This is a genomic window from Microbulbifer agarilyticus, from assembly GCF_019800665.1.
GTDB classification, from domain to species: domain Bacteria; phylum Pseudomonadota; class Gammaproteobacteria; order Pseudomonadales; family Cellvibrionaceae; genus Microbulbifer; species Microbulbifer agarilyticus_C.
The window spans coordinates 24,310-46,040 of record NZ_JAHVKO010000006.1; the positions used below are offsets into that span (position 1 = coordinate 24,310).

18 protein-coding genes are annotated in these 21,731 nt (G+C 56.8%); 14 read left to right on the top strand and 4 right to left on the bottom strand.

Annotation, left to right across the window (positions count from 1 at the left end):
- Window positions 1–65: 65 nt before the first annotated feature.
- The 12 genes from KUV22_RS14755 to KUV22_RS14810 all read left to right on the top strand — a co-directional run bounded on the left by KUV22_RS14755 (window position 66) and on the right by KUV22_RS14810 (window position 11,488).
- On the top strand, window positions 66–800 hold the full coding sequence (locus tag KUV22_RS14755; protein ID WP_222232404.1) for a SapC family protein: 735 nt from the start codon (window positions 66–68) through the stop codon (window positions 798–800).
- A gap of 10 nt (window positions 801–810) precedes the next feature.
- Complete coding sequence (locus KUV22_RS14760; protein ID WP_222232406.1) at window positions 811–1,866, top strand: cupin-like domain-containing protein; 1,056 nt, start codon at window positions 811–813, stop codon at window positions 1,864–1,866.
- Between the two features lie 9 nt (window positions 1,867–1,875).
- Window positions 1,876–3,396 carry a tryptophan halogenase family protein gene (locus tag KUV22_RS14765; protein WP_222232408.1) on the top strand — a complete coding sequence of 507 codons (1,521 nt, stop codon included), beginning with the start codon at window positions 1,876–1,878 and terminating at the stop codon, window positions 3,394–3,396.
- Between the two features lie 416 nt (window positions 3,397–3,812).
- Window positions 3,813–4,703 (top strand): hypothetical protein, encoded by an 891-nt coding sequence (locus KUV22_RS14770; protein ID WP_222232410.1) that lies wholly within the window; start codon window positions 3,813–3,815, stop codon window positions 4,701–4,703.
- 225 nt (window positions 4,704–4,928) lie between these two features.
- Entirely contained in the window at window positions 4,929–5,579 is a 651-nt protein-coding gene (locus KUV22_RS14775; protein WP_315857563.1) for an MBL fold metallo-hydrolase, read from the top strand.
- Between the two features lie 60 nt (window positions 5,580–5,639).
- The gene (locus KUV22_RS14780; protein WP_222232412.1) at window positions 5,640–6,233 is read left to right on the top strand and encodes a DUF2799 domain-containing protein; all 594 of its coding nucleotides are present in this window, start codon (window positions 5,640–5,642) and stop codon (window positions 6,231–6,233) included.
- 41 nt (window positions 6,234–6,274) lie between these two features.
- Window positions 6,275–6,706 carry a hotdog fold thioesterase gene (locus tag KUV22_RS14785; protein WP_222232414.1) on the top strand — a complete coding sequence of 144 codons (432 nt, stop codon included), beginning with the start codon at window positions 6,275–6,277 and terminating at the stop codon, window positions 6,704–6,706.
- Window positions 6,707–6,760: 54 nt separating this feature from the next.
- The gene (locus KUV22_RS14790) at window positions 6,761–7,465 is read left to right on the top strand and encodes a M48 family metallopeptidase (RefSeq protein ID WP_222232416.1); all 705 of its coding nucleotides are present in this window, start codon (window positions 6,761–6,763) and stop codon (window positions 7,463–7,465) included.
- 110 nt (window positions 7,466–7,575) lie between these two features.
- On the top strand, window positions 7,576–7,944 hold the full coding sequence (locus tag KUV22_RS14795) for a DUF2750 domain-containing protein (protein WP_222232418.1): 369 nt from the start codon (window positions 7,576–7,578) through the stop codon (window positions 7,942–7,944).
- 98 nt (window positions 7,945–8,042) lie between these two features.
- Window positions 8,043–8,429 carry a VOC family protein gene (locus KUV22_RS14800; RefSeq protein WP_222232420.1) on the top strand — a complete coding sequence of 129 codons (387 nt, stop codon included), beginning with the start codon at window positions 8,043–8,045 and terminating at the stop codon, window positions 8,427–8,429.
- A 45-nt stretch (window positions 8,430–8,474) separates the two neighbouring features.
- Window positions 8,475–9,407, top strand: a complete 933-nt coding sequence (locus KUV22_RS14805; RefSeq protein WP_222232422.1) for an SDR family oxidoreductase — start codon at window positions 8,475–8,477, stop codon at window positions 9,405–9,407.
- Between the two features lie 152 nt (window positions 9,408–9,559).
- Window positions 9,560–11,488, top strand: coding sequence for an SLC13 family permease (locus tag KUV22_RS14810; protein ID WP_222232424.1), 1,929 nt, complete (start codon window positions 9,560–9,562; stop codon window positions 11,486–11,488).
- A gap of 21 nt (window positions 11,489–11,509) precedes the next feature.
- Here KUV22_RS14810 and KUV22_RS14815 read toward each other — a convergent pair whose 3' ends face one another.
- Window positions 11,510–11,956, bottom strand: coding sequence for a CBS domain-containing protein (locus tag KUV22_RS14815; RefSeq protein ID WP_224919338.1), 447 nt, complete (start codon window positions 11,954–11,956; stop codon window positions 11,510–11,512).
- 742 nt (window positions 11,957–12,698) lie between these two features.
- On the opposite strand from KUV22_RS14815, the gene KUV22_RS14820 reads away from it, so the two are divergent.
- Both KUV22_RS14820 and KUV22_RS14825 read left to right on the top strand, forming a co-directional pair.
- Window positions 12,699–13,175, top strand: a complete 477-nt coding sequence (locus tag KUV22_RS14820; protein WP_222232426.1) for a hypothetical protein — start codon at window positions 12,699–12,701, stop codon at window positions 13,173–13,175.
- 247 nt (window positions 13,176–13,422) lie between these two features.
- Window positions 13,423–15,471: a hypothetical protein gene (locus KUV22_RS14825; protein ID WP_222232428.1), complete on the top strand. Its 2,049-nt coding sequence runs from the start codon at window positions 13,423–13,425 to the stop codon at window positions 15,469–15,471.
- Between the two features lie 24 nt (window positions 15,472–15,495).
- On the opposite strand, the gene KUV22_RS14830 is transcribed toward KUV22_RS14825, so the two are convergent.
- The 3 genes from KUV22_RS14830 to selD all read right to left on the bottom strand — a co-directional run bounded on the left by KUV22_RS14830 (window position 15,496) and on the right by selD (window position 21,640).
- Entirely contained in the window at window positions 15,496–17,607 is a 2,112-nt protein-coding gene (locus KUV22_RS14830; RefSeq protein WP_222232430.1) for a TonB-dependent receptor, read from the bottom strand.
- Window positions 17,608–17,682: 75 nt separating this feature from the next.
- Window positions 17,683–19,017 carry an NAD(P)/FAD-dependent oxidoreductase gene (locus tag KUV22_RS14835; RefSeq protein ID WP_222232432.1) on the bottom strand — a complete coding sequence of 445 codons (1,335 nt, stop codon included), beginning with the start codon at window positions 19,015–19,017 and terminating at the stop codon, window positions 17,683–17,685.
- 268 nt (window positions 19,018–19,285) lie between these two features.
- Window positions 19,286–21,640 carry a selenide, water dikinase SelD gene (gene selD, locus KUV22_RS14840; protein WP_222232434.1) on the bottom strand — a complete coding sequence of 785 codons (2,355 nt, stop codon included), beginning with the start codon at window positions 21,638–21,640 and terminating at the stop codon, window positions 19,286–19,288.
- Window positions 21,641–21,731: the final 91 nt, after the last annotated feature.

Below are 21,731 nucleotides of genomic sequence, written 5' to 3' on the forward strand. Positions count from 1 at the left end.
TTATCAAACACTGGTTTCAATCCCTGAAAGAAGTACTACTTCCACATAATAATAACGGGGTGATTATGAATACGAACTTTGTGCTGTTGAACAATGTTGAGCATTCCGATCTTAACGTATTGCAAAACTTTTCTAGTGCGCTGGGTGATGGCGCAGCGGCGGTGCTTACTTTTCCCACTGAATTCGAAAATGTCCAACGGGAATACCCCATCCTGTTAAGAAAAGATGCACAAAGTGGTGCTTTTCAAGGGGTTGCGATTCTCGGGCTACAGAAAGGGGAGAACCTCTTTCTAGATAGCGAGGGGAAAAGTGCAAATGGATGGGCGGGGAATTATGTCCCAGCCGTGGTCGCTCGAGGTCCATTTATTATCGGATTTCAGGAGCCCGAGGACGGCGATACTCCGCAACCGATGATTTATGTAGACGAGAAAAGCCCCAAGTTAAGTCGCAAAGAAGGTGCACCACTATTTCTGGAGTTTGGTGGCAACAGCCCCTACCTGGACTATATCTCGAGTGTGCTACGTATTATTCATCAAGGTGAAGAGTTCGGTCGTCAGATGTTTGCCGCGTTGGATGAGGTGGGGGTGATTGAGCCTGTATCGATTAATGTAGATCTCAAAAATGGGGACAAACACCAGCTCTCGGGCTATTACACCGTGAGCGAAGAGCGGCTGAATAATTTAAATGGGGAGAGCCTGCACGCATTGAACGTCGCGGGATATCTGCGTGGCGCTTTCCTTATGCTTTCTTCCCTCGGCAATATTGAAAATCTGGTGGCACGCAAAAATGCCCGTTTATGATGAAGCTGCAATGATGAGCTCCGCACGTGTTAGCACGCCAGTGGATGAAGTTGTGGTTGGATCAGACAGGCAAATTCCTACCGGGCTGTTGCAGTGCAATACACCAGTGGTACTGAGAGGACTGGTGAAACAGTGGCCGTTGGTGGGGGCGGCGGATCGATCTGCTGAGGCTGCGGTGGATTATCTTAGTGGGTTTTATAACGGTAAACCCTGTTTGGTGAACTTTGGTCGCGACAGCTCGGGTCGTTACTTCTACGATGAGGATGTTCGTCGGCTGAATTACGACACCCTGCGTGCCCCCATCGATGACGTTCTGCAGAAGATCCTGAAAACCATGGACAGTACTGCACCGAGCGAAAACGACTATTCGTCATATTACGTATCTTCGACTTCTGTAGATGCTTTCTTTCCTGGTTTACGGGAACGAAATAACCTCCAAATCCCGCGTGTTGAGGCAGACTACTCGCTCGTGCAGCCGCAAATGAAAATCTGGATCGGTAATCGCTCCGTAGCCAGCTGCCACTATGATGCTCTGGACAATATTGCGTGCTGTGTTGCCGGGCGTCGGCGATTCACTTTATTCCCCCCCGATCAATTCAAGAACCTGTACTTCGGTCCGCTGGATCTAACCCCCGGCGGGCAGGCCATCAGCATGGTGGATTTTGCCGAGCCGGACTTTGAGCGCTTCCCGCGGTTCCGCGAAGCCGTGGCGCATGGACTGGTGACTGAGCTGGAGCCGGGAGATGCTATTTATATTCCCAGTATGTGGATGCACCATGTTGAGGGGCTGAGCCCATTCAATGTTTTGGTGAATTACTGGTGGGACGATGCTCCCCAGTTCACAGGTTCAGGTATGAACGCGTTGTATCACGGCATTCTTTCCCTGCGTGATAAGCCCGCGCACGAAAAAGAGGGGTGGCGACAATTGTTCGAGTACTACGTGTTTGGCGATGCTGAGCACGCCGGTGAGCACCTGCCTGAACACGCGCGTGGTGTATTAGGGAAATTGGACAATGCCAGCGCGCGCCAGTTGCGCGCCATGTTGATCAACCGATTGAATCGTTGAGGTCTGAACATGAATACACAAAACAGTAAGCGTGTTGATACAACCGTAAAGCGTATTGTGATTGCTGGCGGTGGCACTGCTGGCTGGATTGCCGCTGCGGCATTGTCGAAAAAATTGGGTGACCTGCTACAAATTACTCTGGTGGAGTCTGATGCGATTGGCACCGTGGGTGTTGGCGAGGCCACCATCCCGCCATTGCGCACTTTCCATCACCTGCTTGGCATTGATGAACAGGAATTTCTGCGGGCGACCGGCGCCACGGCCAAATTGGGGATCGCATTCGAAAATTGGGGGCGTGAAGGTGAGCGCTATATTCACTCCTTTGGGAAAACCGGCACCAGTGCCTGGATGTGTGATTTTCATCACTTTTGGTTACGCGGCCGGGAGATGGGCTTTGGTAGTGATATTGGAGAATTCTGCCTTGAACATCAGGCTGCAGAAGCCGGCCGATTTGCCACCTCGGCCAATTCCAATATCAATTTTGCCTACCACCTGGATGCCACACGCTACGCTGCGTTTTTACGCGATATCAGTGAAGCCCATGGGGTAATGCGCATCGAAGGCTTGATTCGCGATGTGCGGCAAGATAGTGCGAGTGGGGATGTTGAGGCGCTGATTCTCGATGATGGGCGCGAAATTGCTGGCGACCTGTTTATCGATTGTAGTGGTTTTCGCAGTCTGCTCGCTGGCGAAACCCTGGGCAGTGAGTTTGAGGATTGGTCGCACTGGTTGCCCTGTGATCGGGCGGTGCCATTGCAAACCGCGGCTACGGAACCGGCAATGCCTTACACTCGTTCTATTGCCGAGACTGCCGGCTGGCGCTGGCGGATCCCATTGCAGACGCGTGTGGGTAACGGCCTGGTGTACTGCAGCAGCTATCTTTCGGATGCAGATGCTGCGGGGCTTTTATTGAACCGGGTGGACGGTGAAGCCCTGACCGAGCCACGGGTAATTCGCTTTACGACCGGGCGAAGAAAGCAAACCTGGAAGAACAACTGTATTGCCCTCGGCCTGGCCAGCGGATTTATCGAACCATTGGAAAGCACGAGTATTCATTTAATCGTGACTGGTGTGGTGCGCCTGATGCAGCTGTTCCCGTTTGACGGTGTAGAGCCCTCATTGCGAGATGAATATAACAAGCAGACCCAACGCGAGCTCGAGGACATCCGCGATTTCATCGTGTTGCATTACCATGTTAACCAGCGCCATGGCGATCCCTTTTGGGATCACTGCCGGCAGATGGCCATTCCCGATAGCCTCGCCCAGCGCATTGCACTGTTCACAGAGCGCGCTCACGCTTATCAGAATAACGATGAACTGTTCCGAGTGGATTCGTGGGTGCAGGTTATGCTGGGCCAGGGGTTAACGCCGCAGCGATACCATCCGGTCACGCGCATGATGACCGAGCAGCAGATGCAACAGCTGCAAACCGGATTGCGTAACCAGGTGGCGCGCGCTGTCCAGGCCTTGCCGCCACACCACGAGTTTATTCAGCAATACTGCGCAGAGGATGCCGCAATGGAAGCCTGATTGATTCGGCTTCGAGCATCCCCCAGCGTTAGAAGTCATCAGACAAAGAAAAGCCGGCGCAAGGCCGGCTTGAAGCAAAGATACGATGAGAGAGTCCTATCGCCATGCGTTGACACTGCAAACGCGATTTGGGGAACTGTATTCTTTGACGGTGTTCTGGCGTTTCAGTTCCCATTTATTTCCCTTACACGCCAAATTTTTTGGAATCTCGTGTAAAAACGCCGATCAGGGCACATTTCTGGCGCAAATCTTCCCATTCTGGCCATCCAGTGGTAGTTTTTTCTGTTTGTGGTTAATGCGTCACCGTTCGTTATAAAAAGAGTGGCGCAAAAATAAACAACACTCAGGATGCGCGGGTAACCCCGCAGAAGTATTCGTATCCAATAAGAAAACCAGAATAATCACAGGGAGCGAATATGGCCGATCTAGTAATCCTTGCGGCACCCGGCATGGGGGCCGTAAACGAAGACTTCGCCGAGCCACTGTTCCAGGCACTCGAGTCGGCACTGGGCGACGAATGGTCCCGGATTCATACCGAAACCATCCTCTGCGATACGCACTTGCAGCCAAACATCGAACGCGTGTTCGACGCCATGCAAAAGCGCGATATGGATTACCTGCGCGCACGCAAGTTTATGCTGTGTGGCCTCGCCGAAGCCTCTGCGCAGCTGGCAGATATACACCAGCGCGGCGGCAACTACGACAAGAGCCAGCAAGCGATATACCAGACCTTCGAGCGCGCCGCCAAAGCCACCAGCGACAAGACCCCGGTCATATTGCTTACCCATTCCATCGGTTGCAGCACCCTGTCCAATTACCTGTGGGATGCCCAGCGCCCCACTATCAGTCACGGTATCTGGCGCGACGGTGGCCCCAAGGGCGTCCACAAAGGCTCCGCCAAAGACCTGTTCCTGCGCGGCAAGACGCTCAGCCACTGGTACACCCTGGGCGCCAGCAACCCCCTGTGGTCCGCCGGCATGGCCCGCGACCAGATCCAGGCCGTCACCTCCGAAACCCGCGGCTACAACTTCCGCTGGAAGAACTTCTACCACCCGGACGACCTGTTCGGCTGGCCCCTGAAGCCCCTCAGCCCCTCCTATAACCAGGCCGTTTACCGCGACTTCGAAACCCGCCCGCTGTCCGACTGGACCGCTGCCAGCTGGGGCCCGCAACTGGTTTCCCACGATGGCTACTGGGAGAACCCGCTGGTGCATAAGAACCTGGTCGAAGACGTGAAAGAGGTATTGAAGAAGTCCTCAACACGCCGCCCGAGCCCGCTAAAAAGAACATCGGAAGCGGTGGTTTAACCACTAGAGCCAGAATCGAAGGCGCCGGTAGCGGGTACTCCCTCGCAAGACCTTCCGCGAGAGGGACCTCGCGGAAGAGCCCCTATGGATGGGTTCACGGCGTGTCTTGCGAGGGAGTACCCGCTGCCGGTGCCGCCACCGATGCAGAGTCAGGGTCACAACCCTCCTTAGCCGGATAAGACCACGGGCGTTATAATCGCCACCGAAGATAAAACAGGTACTCCCATGGCTCTGCAATTTCACTCGGTCCCCGTCACACCCTTCCAGCAAAACTGTACCCTGCTGTGGTGCGATGAAAGCAAGCGCGCCGCCGTGGTTGACCCGGGTGGCGACATCGACCGTATCCTCGCCGCTGTCGAAGAGCGTGGCCTCAAGCTGGAAAAAATCCTCCTGACCCACGGCCACCTCGATCACGTCGGCGGCACCGCTCCACTGTCGCGCCAGCTCGAGCTGCCGATTGAAGGCCCTCAGGAGGCCGACCAGTTCTGGATCGAAAAAATTGTTGCCCAGGCCCAAGCCTATGGCTTCCCGCCGGTAGAAACCTTTACCCCAGATCGCTGGCTCAAAGACGGCGACACCGTCACCGTCGCCGACGAAGTGCTCGAAGTCGTGCACTGCCCCGGCCACACCCCGGGCCACGTCATCTTCTTCCACCGCGACAGTGGCCTTGCCTTAGTGGGCGACGTACTGTTCGCCGGTTCCATCGGCCGCACCGACTTCCCCATGAGCAATCATCAGGATCTGATCGACTCCATTACCAAAAAGCTCTGGCCGCTGGGCGATGCGGTGAAGTTCATCCCCGGTCACGGGCCCATGTCCACATTTGGGCAGGAGCGCCAGACCAACCCGTTTGTCGCTGACAAGCGCTTTGGCTGATTCAGCACCGGTTCACCGAGTACGGTGTTGAATGGCCGGGTATCAATGGCGGAACCCCATATGACCTCCTCAATAAAAAGCTGGAAGCTGATAACCCTTATCGTATTGCCCATCTGGATACTGCTCGGCAGCGGCTGTGCGGTAATTTCCGAAAGCGAATGCCAGGCAGGACTCTGGTACGAGCGCGGCCTCGAAGATGGTGCCCGTGGCAGAGGCCAGGGTACCGTGTACAAAATTGCGCAGAAGTGTCACGAGTACGGGGTGCGCACCGATACTGAGGCCTGGATGCGCGGTCATGAAGAGGGGGTGGAAAGATACTGCACCCCGGAAAATGGTTTTGTAGTAGGGCGTCGTGGGCGCAACTATGAAGGCGTGTGTACCGGTCCCAGTGCGGATTTGTTTCTTGCCAATTACGAGCGGGGGCTCGCTGTCTATCAGGCCGAGAAGCAGTACAACGCGCTGGTCGATCGCTACCACGATGCGGAGCGCGAGGTAGACAATATCGAAGAAGCGCTGGACGAAGCGGAAACCAAAGAAGAGGCCCGCTCCCTGCGCCGCCAGCGTCGCACCCTGCTGCGGGAAATGCGTCACCTGGAAGCTGAGATGATGCACTTTGGTGGCTTTGGTGCTTTCAATCCACTGCTGTTTTACTGATATTTTTCGCGGTAATTGAAGAAATATCGAGAGGTGATGATATGGCGATCTGGCACGGCGACATTGATCTGGATGCTGCAAACCAATCCATGGAAAACAGCATGCCGACCTACCTGGGGATGAAGCTCACCGAGCTCGGTGATGACTTTATCGTAGGCACTATGCCAGTGGATGAGCGCACCCGTCAGCCGTTTGGTATTCTACACGGCGGTGCCAGCGTCGCCCTGGCCGAGACCCTGGGTTCCATGGCCGCAAATATGGTGGTGGATACCACAAAGTTTTACTGCGTCGGTCAGGAGATCAATGCCAATCACCTGCGCCCGGTGGTTGATGGTGAGGTAACCGGCAAGGCGACGGCAGTGCATATTGGCCGCACCAGTCAGGTGTGGGAAATCCGCATTCACGATGCGCGCGGCAAGCTCAATTGTATTTCCCGTATTACCATGGCGGTGGTGCCGGTTCCCGCCCACTAACGGCTTCTAATTCAAATATCTCTAATTCAAATATCTCTATTTAAAGTAACTAGTGTGACCGGGGATCTGTTTACCTTCGAGGATATTTCCTACCGCCTCTCGCGTTCACCGCGGCGCAAGCGATTGGGGCTGGTGGTAACGGAAAAAGGCCCGGAGGTGCGGATTCCACAGCGCTGTGCCGAGCGCCATGGTCACCAGTTTCTGCGCGACAATATCGGCTGGGTGCGCGAACAGTTGCGCGGGCTTGAACACCGCCAGGCGCAGGTGCCCGAACATCACTTCGCCTTCGGTGCGAAGTTTCCCTGGCTGGGCAAAACCCTCGAACTGGATCGTGCGGCGCGCGCGGCGGATGCCGGTATTCGCGATGGTTACATTCAGCTGTATAGCCGTATAAAGGAACCCGATGAAGGGCAGCTTCAAGCCGCGTTGCAGAAGTTGTATCAACGCGAGGCGTTGGCGGTACTTACGCAAAAGTCTCAACAGTTTGCTGGCCAGCTCGGGCTGCAATTTACTTCGATAAAGGTACGACGCACGCGCAGCAAGTGGGGGCATTGCACCATTCGCGGCGAACTCCAGTACAACTGGTTGGTGTGTCTGGCGCCGGAGCCGGTGGTGGATTACCTGGTGATCCACGAAGTCTGCCATTTGCAACACCACAATCACGGGCGTGAATTCTGGGCTTTGGTAGCCAGCTTGTGCCCTGACTACAAACAGTTGCGGCGTTGGCTCAAGGAAAATGGGCATCGCTTGCAACTTTAGTGCTGCTCATTAAGTGTGCTATCGCACAAGAATCGTATCCCAGCGCAAGTTTCTACTTATCCACCCCATTCTGGCGTAAACTGCCAGCATCATTTTTAAGGCTAGCCGGTATGGAATTGGAACCTCTCGGAGACGACTTTGAGGAAAATTGCGCCCGCTTTCTGCCGGAAGCGGTAGAGCAGGGCTGTGTGTGGGCACTGGAGGGAGAAGAGGGCTTCGCCCTGTGCGAATCGGAGCGTCGTGCCGACACCGATGTAATGCCGTTTTGGTCCCTGCGGGAATACGCCGAAGCGCATATCGCTGATGACTGGTCCAACTACAAGGTCGTGCCCATTGATCTCGAAGAGTTTATGGACGACTGGCTGGAAGGTATGCACCAGGACGTACTGCTGGTGGGCATCAACTGGAACGACGAAATGGAAGGGGAAGAAATCGAGCCCCTCGACCTGCTCGAACAGCTGGAGCAGGAGCTGCAATAGCATTTTTTCTGGCCAAAAAATAAACAAGAATACGCCGGCGACAACGGTCCTTTGAGACGTCTGGATGCCGGAAACAAATCGCCGGAGGGAGGTCTTAGGTGAGTCAGTTTTCTGGGGTGCAAAGTGTTATCTACGGCGTTACCGATCTGCAGGAAGCCAAGGCCTGGTATACCACCCTGCTTGAAACCGAGCCGTATTTTGATGCGGAATGCTATGTGGGTTTCAATGTCGGGGGCTTTGAGCTGGGGCTCGACCCCAGCGCACGAAATGTGATCAGTCGCGCTGACGGCGTGGTGGCTTACTGGGGTGTGACGGACATTGCAGCTCAGGTTGAGCGCATGAGCGAACTCGGCGCCCGCCTGCATGGAGAAATTGTCGATGTCGGGGACGGTATCTTGATGGCCAGTTTCCTTGATCCGTTCGGCAATGTATTTGGCCTGATCCAGAATCCTTACTTCAAGCCGTCCCAAGAATCGTCCAACTGAGACCAGCAACCAACTAAGACAGAGCGCACTATTGGAGCAGTACACGTGAGCAAGCTACCCGCCAACCGCTTCCGCCCATCCGATCAGGGATTTGCCGCCGAGAGCCTGGCGCAGATCGGTCGCGGTTACGTGGTACCGGATCGGGTCGCGCTGATCACCGGTTGCTCCAGTGGTATTGGCCGCGAACTGGCGCTGGCTCTGCACGCCCGCGGCACCATCGTGATTGCCACTGCGCGCCGCGCCGAAAGCCTGCTGGAACTGGCGGATCTGGGAATCGCCACGGAGTCCCTCGACGTAAACAGCCAGGCGGATATCAATCGTGTGGTGCACGCCATCAAGACCGCCTACGGTCGCCTGGATATCCTGGTCAACAATGCCGGTTACGGCCAGATGGGGCCACTGCTGGAGCTGGATACCCGCGCCCTGGAAGCCCAGTTCCACACCAATGTATTTGCCCCCATGGCGCTGGCGCGCGCCTGTGCGCCGCTGCTCAAGTCTCAGCGCAGCGGGGTGATCTGTAATATTGGTTCCGTCTCCGGCGTGTTGGCCACACCTTTCTCCGGCGCTTACTGTGCGTCCAAGTCTGCTCTGCACAGCCTGTCCGATGTACTGCGTCTGGAATTAAAGCCGTTTGGCATTCGCGTGGTGACCGTGCAGCCCGGCGCTATCGCCTCCGAATTTGGCCGCCACGCAGAGACCTCCCTGCGCGGATTGCTGGCGCCGGATTCTTGGTACAAGCGCAGCGAAGACCATGTGCGCGCCCGCGCCGTCGAATCCCAGCAAAACGCCACCCTGGCGCGCGACCTGGCCAAGCGTCTGGCCGCGGAGCTGTTGCGCAAGCGCCCGGCGTCGATACTGCGTATCGGCAACAAGAGCCGGTTACTGCCGTGGATGGCGCGCTGGCTACCTCGCTGGCTGCGTGACCGCATCCTGTCCAAGCGCTTTGGTCTGAAGCGGCTGCAGCTCTCTAATCAGTAGTCCTGAGCCAGCAGTCTTTTTTCGTCGTCTTTGTCGCCGTCTTTTCCTGGGTTTTCCCTGGTTTCTCTATAGATGTTGTGCTTTTCCACTATGTTTGTGGATAGCCCAATGATTTTCCTCGGGCCGAATCAGAAGCGGAATCTTCTTCCTCTATGGCCCTCGACCAGATCACCATTCTTGGCATCATCGTCGTCACCATCGGCCTGTTTATCTGGGGGCGGTGGCGTCACGATATGGTGGCGCTGGCATCGTTACTGGCCTGTGTTTTCACCGGGCTGATCGAGCCGGAAGATGCGTTTGCCGGCTTTGGTCATCCGGCCGTGGTCACCGTGGCCTGTGTGTTGATTCTGAGTCGCGGCCTGCAGAGTACCGGGGCCATGGATGCACTGGCGCAAAAGGTGGTACCCAAACGCGGGGGAATCACCATGGCCATCGCCGCGCTGACCGCACTGGGTGCAGCGATGTCCGGGTTTATGAACAACGTCGGGGCGATGGCGCTGCTAATGCCGGTTGCCACCGATCTTGCGGTTCGCCACCAGTTGCCACCGGGCAAGGTTCTGATGCCGCTTTCCTTTGGCACCATTCTCGGTGGCATGACCACCCTTATCGGCACTCCCCCGAACCTGATTGTTTCCGGCTTTCGTGCGAACACCGGCGCCGGTGGCTATGGCATGTTCGACTTTACCCCGGTGGGGGTGGTGGTAGCGCTGGTCGGCATTGTGTTCGTTGCGCTCATCGGCTGGCGGCTGGTGCCGGCCCGTACTCAGGCGGGCGCCAGTACCTTCGATACCGGCACCTACCTCACCGAAGCCCTGGTGGGGGACAAGAGTGCTGCCATCGGAAAGTCCCTCGCTGAGCTGGTAAAAATGATTGGCGACGACGATGCCCAGGTGATTGGGCTGGTGCACAACAATGCGCGGGTATCCACCGCCATGCCGGGGCTGCGGGTACGCGCCGGCGACCTGCTCTTGATTGAAGCGGAGCCGGCGTCCCTGTCATCTGTGCTCTCCAGTCTGGGGCTCAGTTTGAGCGCCGACCCGCAATCGGATGTGGCCGCCAAGGCCACCGTTTCCACCGCGCCGGCACTGTCCAACGGTGATGGCGCACAAACCGATACAGGTGAAGCCGCGGAAACGCCGGAAGGCGAACTGGAGGCGGCGCAGGGCAAGGAAAGCAAAAAAGAAACCAAGAAAGACAGCGACGATAAACGCTCCAGGGAGCAGGACGATCTGGTAATGCGCGAACTGGTGGTGCTGCCGGACTCCTATTTGATTGGCCGCAGTGCCGAACATTTGCGCCTGGCCGGGCGCTACGAGACCAACCTGCTGGCCCTGTCGCGGCAGGGACGTCGCTCGGTAAAACGCCTGCGCTCCACACCACTGATGAGTGGCGACACACTGCTGATGATGGGTAGTGAGGAAAACCTGGCGCGCTTCGCCAACGAACAGCGTTGCGTACCGCTGGCGCAGCGCGATATCAGTATGCCGAACAAGGAAAAAGCCTACGTGGCGCTGGTAGCTATGGCACTGGCGGTGGCGGGCGCTGCTTTTGGTTTGATGCCCGCGGCGATTTCTTTCGCCACCTGCGTACTGGCATTTATGGCGTTGAAAGTGGTGCCACTGCGCAATGCATACGAGGCGGTGGACGGCTCTGTGGTGGTGTTGCTTGGCGCGTTAATCGCTGTGGCGCAGGTCATGGATACCACCGGCGCCGCGGACGTGGTGGCGAAAACCATGCTGGAAAACCTGGCACAGGAGAATCCGCTGTATGCGCTGGTGTTGATTCTGGTGGTCACCATGACCCTGTCGGACTTTATGAACAATGCCGCTACCGCAGCCGTGATGTGCGCCATTGCGCTCAGTGCCGCGGAGCAGTTACATGTGAATCCAGACAGCTTCTTGATGGCAGTGGCGATAGGCGCGTCGTGTGCGTTCCTGACACCGGTGGGGCACCAGAACAATACGCTGATTCTGAGTCCGGGTGGTTTTAAATTTGGCGATTACTGGCCAATGGGTTTGCCGCTGGAAATTCTGGTGCTGCTCGTTGCGGTGCCCACCCTGTTGTGGGTGTGGCCGCTGTAGGTGGCAGTATAAAAACGTATTTCAAGCGATGTCGTCACCGGGCTTTTGCGTCAGGTCCGTAAGGTACTCACTGCAAAAACGCAGGGCATCGGTCACCGTAACAATACCCGCGAGCTCCCCCTCTTTCATCACCAGTACCGAGCCGATACCGGTATCTGCCATGGCTAGCAGAATCTTGTCTAGTGGATCGTGGATGTCGGCGATATACGGGCGGCGGGCGCACAGGTCACGCACATAAAGCTGCTGTTCCTCCAGCCTGTGACCGGGTGATTGAACTCGGTCAATATCACCGCGGGAGATAATGGTTTCCAGGTCACCATCGCGGGTTACCGGCAGGTGATGTACCTGATGTTCCTCCATCAGCGATTCGGCGGCTTCGATGGGGGAGTCGATATCGATGTGATAGGGGAACGGCGTCATCAGTGCCGCAAGAGTGGGCATATGGTGAATATCCCGTATTTTACGCATGTGTTCGATCCCCTGATGGCGATAGTCCTACTCTCTGCAAAAGAATAGAACAGTGGTTTGGCAGTCTGAAGACAATTGCGGTGGCGAAGTATTTAGCGACTTATGGCTAATATCCCACTAACCATATCGACGAATATAAAAAGGAAATCGAATTAAGCGGGCAATGGTTGGCTATTGAATATCAACGCAGTATTATGCGCAGCCCTCGCTGAGGTGCCGCTTGAGGTTTACGGTGCCGGTAACGAAGAGTCAGTGAGGGAATAATTTCCTAAGCATGCTTGAAATATCGGAAAACGGTATTACTTTTGTGTTGTTCGGGTTTGCGATTTAGTAATGCTATTTACCTGATTGGTTATTTTAATCCTGTAAAATAAATAATTAGACGCAAGTCGGTTATTATTTTCGGGTGCTAATATTTTTCGGTTAATTGCCGCTATTTCGAGAAGGTCTGGCTGTCAGTATTCGCTGGATCAAACCGCCGAAGATCCGTGACACCTGTGGCGTACCAACTGCAATTTGGTGTGCCTTGTGTATATGCAAAGACTGGATGTTTGCAAATACAGGGTATGTCGCCGCGTTAATGGGAAATATACAACCGAAGGATATGGGGTTTGTCCCGTTATTTCGTACTCTTCGTTATTTGCTGTTTCAAGTCAAAGCGGCTTGCCGCACACCAGTACAAAATAAAACACGCCATTTAGGCTAGGCGTTTACGCGCAATATATATCGAGGCTCTATATATATGTTTCAAGATTACGATCAGATCGAACAACAAATCGCAGCCCATCAGGCCAAAATCGAGGAGCTGCAGGAGCAGAAGGCTCAGGCCGAACGCAAAAAACAGGGCGTTATCGCCTTTGATAAGGCGCTGGTAAACCTGGCTGCCGAATACAATATGGAAGAAGAAGAGTTCTTCCCGGCGCGTGGCGAAATGATCGTGGATTGGCTGGTCGGACAGCTCAACAACGAGGACGCGCCGGACTACGTGCGCTCCCTGAAAGCACGTGTTGCGCGCTCGCTCAAGCGCGATGGTGAAACGCCACGCCGCGCGGGCCGCAAACCTGCGACGAACAAGCCGGCAGAGCCGAAGTTGGAAACCGGTCACTACCGCAACCCATATACCAACGCCACCATCGAGAAGAAAAAACGCAACCCGAAACAGTTGAACCAGTGGGTTGCCGAGCATGGTCTGGAAAAGGTGCAGTCCTGGAAGATCTAATTTTCCATTACGCACCCCAATAAAAAAGCCCCCGCCAGCTGCCGCTGCCGGGGGCTTTTTTTATCGCCTGCCTGACGTAAGTTCTTTTTTGGGGGCGGCGTGCTCATCGTGAGCTCGAAGGATATCGGCCATTTTGCGTCAATAGGTGTATTACCGCGTTACGGGAGCGGCCGCGACAGGGGATATCGGCAATACTTTTTCAGGTGCGAACGGAGTTTTTGAGTTGTAGTTCGACAAGGAGTACCCAGTGCCATTCAGGCTCGCTTTACCGGGTGTCGATTTTCGCCGCTGGATTTTACTCGCGGGAATCCCCTTAGTTCTTTGCATTTGTGTTGCCGGGTGTCGGTCCGACAACGACAACGATAATGCCCCCCGCCCCGGCGAAGCACCGCGCGCCACTACGACCAGTGCCACGAATACGCCCACCGCGACCAACGCAAATACCTCGAATACTGGTGAGGAAAAAACCGGAATCTTTGTCGGTGATATCAAAGGCCTGTTTTATGAAACGCCGAGTTTCTCCGGCCTCACCGATGACAAGGGCCAATTTCGTTACCGGCAGGGGGAACGCATTCGTTTTTCCCTGGGGGGCGTCGATCTCGGCGCGGCACTTGCCCGCCCCAGAATGAGCCCGTTTAATCTTGCCGGCACATTACCCTTTACCGAAGAGTGGGAGTTCCGTGCGGCGCTGGAGGATCACCAGCGTGTGGATGCACTGGACCTGGCCTCCAATATGATGCTGTTCTTGTTGATCCTCGACCGCGACCAGGACCCGAGTAATGGTATTGACCTGACCGATTGGAATGCCGACCTGCGCGACTACAGCGTCAATTTTGATTTCGACCTCTATGCCTTCCCTTTCCGCCGCGGCCTGGATTCGCTGCCGGCAATAAAAAGCCAGTTTGAAATTCGCTACCAGCTGCCGCTGGATGCGCCGCTGTTATATCTCTACGACGCCCTGGGTATCTTGATCCCGACGCTGGTGCCATTCGATGAAACCCGCGACTTTAACGATGACGATATCATCGAGCAGCGCATCCTGTGGCGCTATAACGACTTGGGGCTGCCGCGGGATATTCGCTATTCGCTATTTCCCGATGAGCTGGACCGCTGGCGCGAACGTCTGGAATACACCTATGACGACTGGGGGCGGGCGATATTTGTATTGCGCGAAACCGATCTCGAAGAGAACGGGATAGTGAATTTCTTTTACACCTCCGAGCGCTTCTACAACGACGAAGGCTTTTTGATTGAAATCATCGAGCAGGATGGCCGAGTACTGCCGGAGGAACAACGCCGCTTCGTGTTTGCTTATGACGAGGGCAGTAATCTCGACCTGTATGTGTTTGAGCAGGATTTCACGGTTAGTGGGGTAGTCGACGCGATTTTCGCGATAGAGAGCCTCTACGACGATGACGGATTACTGCGCTTGCGGCTTGAGGAATCGGATCGGAATGCCGACGGTCTGGTGCAGCGCCGCTTGCGTTACGAATACTTTTATAACGATCTCGGTCAACCGTTCGAGGTGCTGGAAACCGAAGACGACGGCGTGGAATTTCGCGCGGATGGGGTGATCGATCGGCGACGGCAGGTGCTCTATGTGTACGGCGCGGGCGCCCGCCTGCTGCGGGAGACGGTGCGTTTCGACGATAACGACGATGGCCAGGTTGACCGCATCAACACCTATGAATTTCTGTATGAGAGCAGCGGGCGGCTGCGCGAGGAAAGCTGGGCCTTCGATCTGGATGCCGACGGTGTAGTGGAATCCCGTCGCACTTTCACCTATCGCTATTCCACCGATGACCTGTTGCTGCGCGTGGAAATGGACCTGGACAACGATGACAATGGCTTCCCCGAGGCGACCACGGTCACTAACTATCGGTACAACACCCGCGGCCAGCTGCGTGAAACCGAAATTGCGACCTTCAATGGCAATGATGAGCAGCAGAGCCTGCTGACCACCACCCGTATCTACGGCGCGCGCGGGCAGCTGGTGGACTGGTATCGCGAGGGCGAAGGCTTTACCGGAGTGACCAATACGCCGACGCGGCTGCGTTTTCGCTATCGGGAAATCGACGACGGCCTGCGCTATCTAATCGATCACTACCGCTACCGGCAGCCGCAGTTTACCGAGGTGGGCAACCCGGCCATCAACGTGCCGTGTATCGACTATCGCTTTGCCGAGGGCGAGGTGCGTTGCGGGCTCAGCTGGCCCATGCAGTGGAAGCTGTTCTGGGAAGAAACCTGGAAGGCCCCGGGTATCAACCGCGGCGGGCCTGTGGTGATCAGGCCCTGAAACTCACCGCGATTATTGATTCTGTTAGAAGCGGAATTTTACGTCCGCGTAGACGCTGCGTGGCTCGCCGATAAAGTAGCGGTCACCACCGCCCAGGCTGGAGTAGTCGGCGCGCTCCGCATAATCCACATCCGCCAGGTTTTCGATACGCAAACCAACCGATGTGCTGTCGCTCAATGCCTGCCGCGCGCGCAGGTGCAATAGCTGGTGACCGTCGTAGCGATGGGCGTTTCCAATATCGGTAAAGTAGCCGCCGGTGTATTGCCACTGCAGCGCGATCTCGGTGGCGTCGGCCGGTTGCCATGCCAGGTTGAGGCTGTGCATAGCGCGCGGCGCGGTATCGATGTCGTTGCCGTCGCTGGCGATGGGGCCCGACCCTGGCGCGCTCAGGTCACTGGTGTACTGGTGACGGGCAAAGGTGCCACTGGCCGCCAGTTTCCAGGCCTCGCTGAGGCGCCAATCCAGTTCGTATTCCAGGCCATAGTGGCGGCTCTCGCCATCGCTCAGATTGAGCCGGTCAGATGACTGGAACACCACGTCCGACTTTTCCATGTAAAACCCGGTAAGGCTGTAACGCAGCGTTTCTCCGGCGTGGCGGATACCGGCTTCCAGGCTGTCGATGGATTCGGAATCCAGGTCGGCGCGGGTCTGGCCATTCTGCAAGCGGTACAACTCCGTGGCCTGTGGCGCGCGGAAGCCGCTTGCCAGGCGCAATACACCGCTTAGCTGGTCGCCCAGCTGCCGGGTCAGGCTGGCGTTTAGTGACAGGTTGGCGAAGTCATCCGCGCGGTCGTCCGGGCGGGAATATCGGCAGCCAATGGCGCCGGTAAATCCGCTGATACAGATATCGCCATTGTCCTGGGTGTCCCCACCAATCATGTGATTGTCGTAGTCGTAGCGCAGGTATTCGCCGCGCGCGCCGATACTACCGGTGGTGCGCTCGTCCAGTTGCCAGTCGGCCTGGGCAAAAATGGCCGCGACCGCTGCGGACACCGAGTAGTCATAGTGGTTGCCGGCGGGAAATACCGAGAAGCCGCCGTCCTGAGTCTGCTTGAGCCAGCCCGCGGTGTATTCGAGATCCACACCACTGGTCAGTGTCAGCGCCGGATCAATCTGCTGGCGCAGCGAGGTCTGTACCCCGACGCCTTTCTGGCCGTTTTCCTCCAGCGGTGTACCGGGCAGGAAGTGCATGAGGAAGGCCATGTCGGTGTAGCGCGCGTAAGGGGTGATCTGCAGCTCATCACCATTGCCCAGGGTGCGCTGTATCTTTACCTGTGCCCGTGCCGCTTGGCTGTCGCGGAAGGCTTCCGGGTTGGGGTTTTCCCGTTTGCGCGCGTTGTCTTTGTAGGCATCTTTGCCCACCACGTAGCCCGCGGTTTCCTGATTGAGATTGCTCAGGTTGAGTAGTGCCGATATGGACCAGTCCTGCCACTGACGGTCATTGCGCAGCTGCAGTTTTTGCTGATCAAAGCCGGAGTCATCCTTGTAGCCGCCGTCACGGGCACCGGTAAAGTCGATACGCGTACCGCCCTGATCATCGCCCCGGTTGTGTGTCAGCTGCAGGCGCTGGTAGTCGTTGGCACCGCCTTCGATACCAATTGTGGATTCGCTACCCTGCACCGGGGCCGAACTCAGTACGTTGATCACTCCGTGTTGTGCGTCGGAGCCGTACAGCACCGTGCCCGGGCCGCGCAATACCTCGACGCGGCCGGCCTGTTCAAAGTGCGTATCAAACAGCTGGTTAACGTTACAGAAGCCGGCCCCGCGCACCGGAATACCGTCCTGGGCGACCGCAAAAGCGCCACAGCTACCGGCACCGGTGAGTACCGGGGAGCGCAGGCCGATCAGGCTTTCCTGACCATTGCCGCGGTTGATGTTCATTCCCGGTACCGAGGACAGGGCTTGGCTGGGATGCACCGCGCCGATTGCGCTGAGAGTTTCCCCGTTTACGATGCTGACGGAAGCCGGTTGTGAAAGCAGTGGCTGCGGAGTCCGCGCGGCGGTCACGGAAACCTGCTCGAGCCCAGTGGCTTGCTCTTCGGCAGTGGAATGGGCGGAGCCCGTTGCTACTGCGAGGGACAGGGCAAGCAGTGTTGAGCTGGTGAAGGTTGATGCGGTGGGTGGGGAAGTGGTCATTGCTGCGCGTGCCGCCGGTACCTGATGAGATTTCTGCCATGGTACCGGCCGCGACGAGATCAGCAAAGAGGTGGACTAGTGCATCTTGAGCCGTGGGCTTACGAATCGGTTAGCTTGGCCGATAATGTACAAAAGCATGGCCTTGGGCCAGCCGTGTATGGCCGCCAGATGCATGCGATACAGGGAGCGGTAGGCAACACCCGCCAGTCGGCCTTCAATGGTGAGGCTGCCCTTCACCAGCCCTCCCATCAGGTTGCCGACGGCATCGAACTTGGAGAGGGACACCAGTGAGCCACGATCCTTATACACAAACGGTTGCAGTGTTGCTTGCTCGCTGCCGGTATCGCTACTGGCCTCGGCTTCCACCAGACGGATCAGGTTTTCACTCAGCGTCTTCGACATCTGTTGTGCGGACTGCGCCCGCGGTGGCACCTTCACACCGTGGCCGTCGATACAGCCGGCGCAGTCACCCAATGCAAAGATCGCCGAGTCGGTGACACTGCGCAGGGTGGCTTCGACTTCAATCTGGTTTTGTCGGTTTAGCTTCAGGTCGTCCAGTTGCTGCAGGAAGTCCGGCGCTTTTACGCCGGCGGCCCATACGCGCATGGCAGCGGGAATCTCGTCACCGTCCTTTGTAATAAAACCAGAGCTCGTCGCTTCCGCGACCTGGGTGTTGGTGAGCACCCGCACCCCAATTTTGGTGAGCTCTTTTTCCGAACTGTTACCCAGGCGCGGCGGTAGCGCCGGCAACAGGTGAGGACCGGCCTCGATCAGGGTTACCTTGAGGTCGCCATTTTTGATGCGACTGTAGTGGCCCATTTCCTGTACCGAATCCACCAGCTCTGCCGCCAGCTCCACACCGGTGGCGCCGCCGCCGACAATGGCGATATGCACGGACTTAACCACCTGGCTGTCGAGTAACAGGAATTGATCGAGCAGGCGGCTGTGAAATTTCTGCGCCTGCTCTGCGCTATCGAGAAACTGGCAGTGTTTACGCACACCCGGTGTATGGAAGTCGTTGCTTTGGCTACCGAGGGCGATCACCAGGTAGTCGTAATCGAGTTTGCGTGCCGGCACCAGTGGCGCGCCATCGGCGTTGTGAACTTCCGCCAGCTCCACCGTTTTATTTTCGCGGTCGAGGGATTTCAGGCTGCCCAGTTCAAATTGGTATCCGTGGGCGCGCGCATGTACCTGATAGTTGAGTGCGTCGAGGCTTGAATCCAGTGCGCCAGTGGCGACCTGGTGCAGCAGTGGCTTCCAGATATGGGTGCGGTTTTTATCGACCAGCGTTATTTGTGCTGCAGGCGATTTGTTGCGCCGGCCAAAACGCGCAAAAGAGAAGTGGCGTCCAAGACTGGTGGCTAGCTGTAGTCCCCCGGCGCCGCCGCCAATAATGACGATTTTTTTCATAACAGAGTTTCCTGTAGAGCTTATTAATTCTGGCTCTTCGAAGCGCTCTGTGTGACCCGTTTTATAATATTTTTAATGCACCGGGGCGCCCCGGCATAAAGGCAGATAGAGAAAACGCTTGGTAGCTATCTGGCCTGAGATGAGGCCAGTATCCTCGCAAGATATGCGTTTGGCAATCAATTAATGGTTACAGGAGAAATGGTCTCGCGAGAAAGGGAATAGCAGGTGTCACGCCAGTGCAAGCGCAGGCGCTGTCACGGCAGAAAGTCTATAGCACTGCCGTGGCGCGGTTGGCCGCAAGCTTCTTCCAGTCACTGCCAGTTGCCAGATAAATGGGCTGCGCGCTGGTTTGCGCGTGCGCATCATTCTCTGTGGCCAAGGTGTCCACAACACCGATTACCGCAGCGTGCCGCCAGCCTGCTGCGTGCAGTGCAGAAATACATTGCTCCGCATGTTCGGCAGGTACCGAACCCAGCAGTCCACCACAGATTTGTGGGTCCACCAGCATGGGCAGGTGGGGTTTGCCTTGCCAGAAACCCGGGTTTTGCACGGCCTTGTAACTGCGCGCATTGTGTTGATGCAGGTAAGACAGCACCGCGTGCTCGGCGCAGTAAGTGGCGCCGGTCAAAAATGGCAGGGCATCGGTAAGTACACTGACCGCAAGGGTAGAGAGTTCCGCGGGTTGCGTTGCCCCATCCACGGGTTGGGGGTGCCAGTGCAGCATCTCCAGTATTTGCCCAAGCAAGCCGGCGCGATGGACACTCGTCATGGCGCGCACGCCGTTACGCATAAAGATGTTGGCTGCGGTCAGATTGCTTTGCAGCATGGTATCCAGGGCCTGCTGCAACCAACGCGCATGCGCCTTTCCCTGTGCCTGTGCGGCAAATAGCGCACCGTTACCCAGCGGCTTGGTAAGAATCAGGCAGTCGCCTGCGCGCACGCTGTTCCGTGCAGCAAGAGAAGCGCGATCGCCACTGCCATTCAGCGTCAGCCCAATTTGCGCCGCTGGTCCTTCCAAAAGCTGCCCGCCAGTAAGCGAGCAGTCATACTGGTTGAGTTCCCGCGCCGCACCGTCGAGTATTAATTGTAAATCACGACTGGCGAGCGCAGGCGACGCGTTGGGTAGCTGGGTTGGCAGTGTGACCAGTGCCTGCGCAGAAAAAGGTTCTGCCTGCACCGCAAACAGGTGCGACAGGCTGTGCTGTGCTGCCAGGCGGCCGAATAGCCATGGATCTTGCACGGGTGCACAAAGCTGCTCGGTGTGTTGCACCAGCAGCTTATCGCTGGGTATTTCGAGCGCGCTGGTGGCGGTGGTAAGTGCAATGCTGCGCGCGCGATCAATAGCCGTTTCTTCACTTGCCTTTTTTGGGGCGGGCTGTGCAAGTCGCGCCAGTGCCTGATCAAACAGATCGACACCCAATGCGCCGTCTCCGAGCGCATTCTCTTCCACGATATTTTGCGCGTGGGCGTCGCCACTACGGACAAACCGCGAAAGTGGCAGGTGATTGACCTGATCCACGAAGCGGCGGTCGGCGCGGTCTTTGGCATGCCAAAACAGAGCGCTCACTGCCGACAGAGCGCTGAATGCGGCAATTGCATGTTGGCCCCCACAGCTCAAGTGTTGCAGCCGACTGGGGCGTGGTCGGTAGGCTTTCAGCGAGGTATCTTGCAGAGCCGCGCGCACATTGTGAAACAGCGTCAGCCCCTGTTGTTGCGCTGCCTGAGACGACTTGGGTTGCGGTGCGCGGGTGGCGGCCACGTCACCCGCGGCAAAAATATGTGGATGACTGATCGAGCGCAGATAATCGTCCACCTGCACAAATCCATGTTGATCGATGGCCAGGCCAGATTGTGCCAGCCACGGTGGTGCAGAAGACTCTGTGCACAACATCGCCTTGTCGAGCGCTATAAAGCGCCCTTCGTCACTATAGATTCCTCGCGAGGTGATTTCGGTCACTCGCCAATTGGTATGCGCATGGATTTTTAAGCGGGACATTTCCCGCGCGGCCAACCGCCGCGCCAGCAGCGGAAAGTCGGCGGGAATTTTTCTGCCGGATTGCACCAGGTGCAACTCCACGCGACCGCTGTATAGCGGCTCTTCCAGTGCACAGGCGATCGCCATCGCCAATTCGCAGCCACCGGCACCGCCACCAATAATTCCGAGCTTCAGAGGTTGGTGCTTGCGCTGTATCTGTTGCTTGAGTTGCTCCCAGTAGCGATAGAACTGACCGATCGGCTTTACCGGTACCGCAAGTTCCGAACCGGGAATGTCGTGGCATGGCGATGCGCCTACCGCCAGCGACAGAAAATCGAAAGCCAGGTCAGGACGGCCCAGCAGTGACACGCGGTTTTCCAGTGGATCGATATTGTGCGCGCAGGCGTGAATAAAACGCGCACCGGCGGCGCGGCACAAGCGTGGCAGATCAATATGGATGTCGCTGTGGCTGTAATGTCCGGCAATCAAGCCGGGCACCATGGGTGAGTAGGGGCTTTGCACCTGTGGTGAGACGAGTGTCAGGCGTACGCCGGGGAGTGGCTGCTTGGCCCACTGTTGCAAAAGTACCAGATGGCTATGGCCGCCGCCGATCAGTACCAGATCCTGACAGTGAGTTTGCTTTTGCATATTTCCGGCGCGTCCCTGTTGCTTCTTGCCTACTCGATCGCACATTGGCTTGTGTGCGCTGCAACCATTTGTGCCAATTTGATTGAAATAT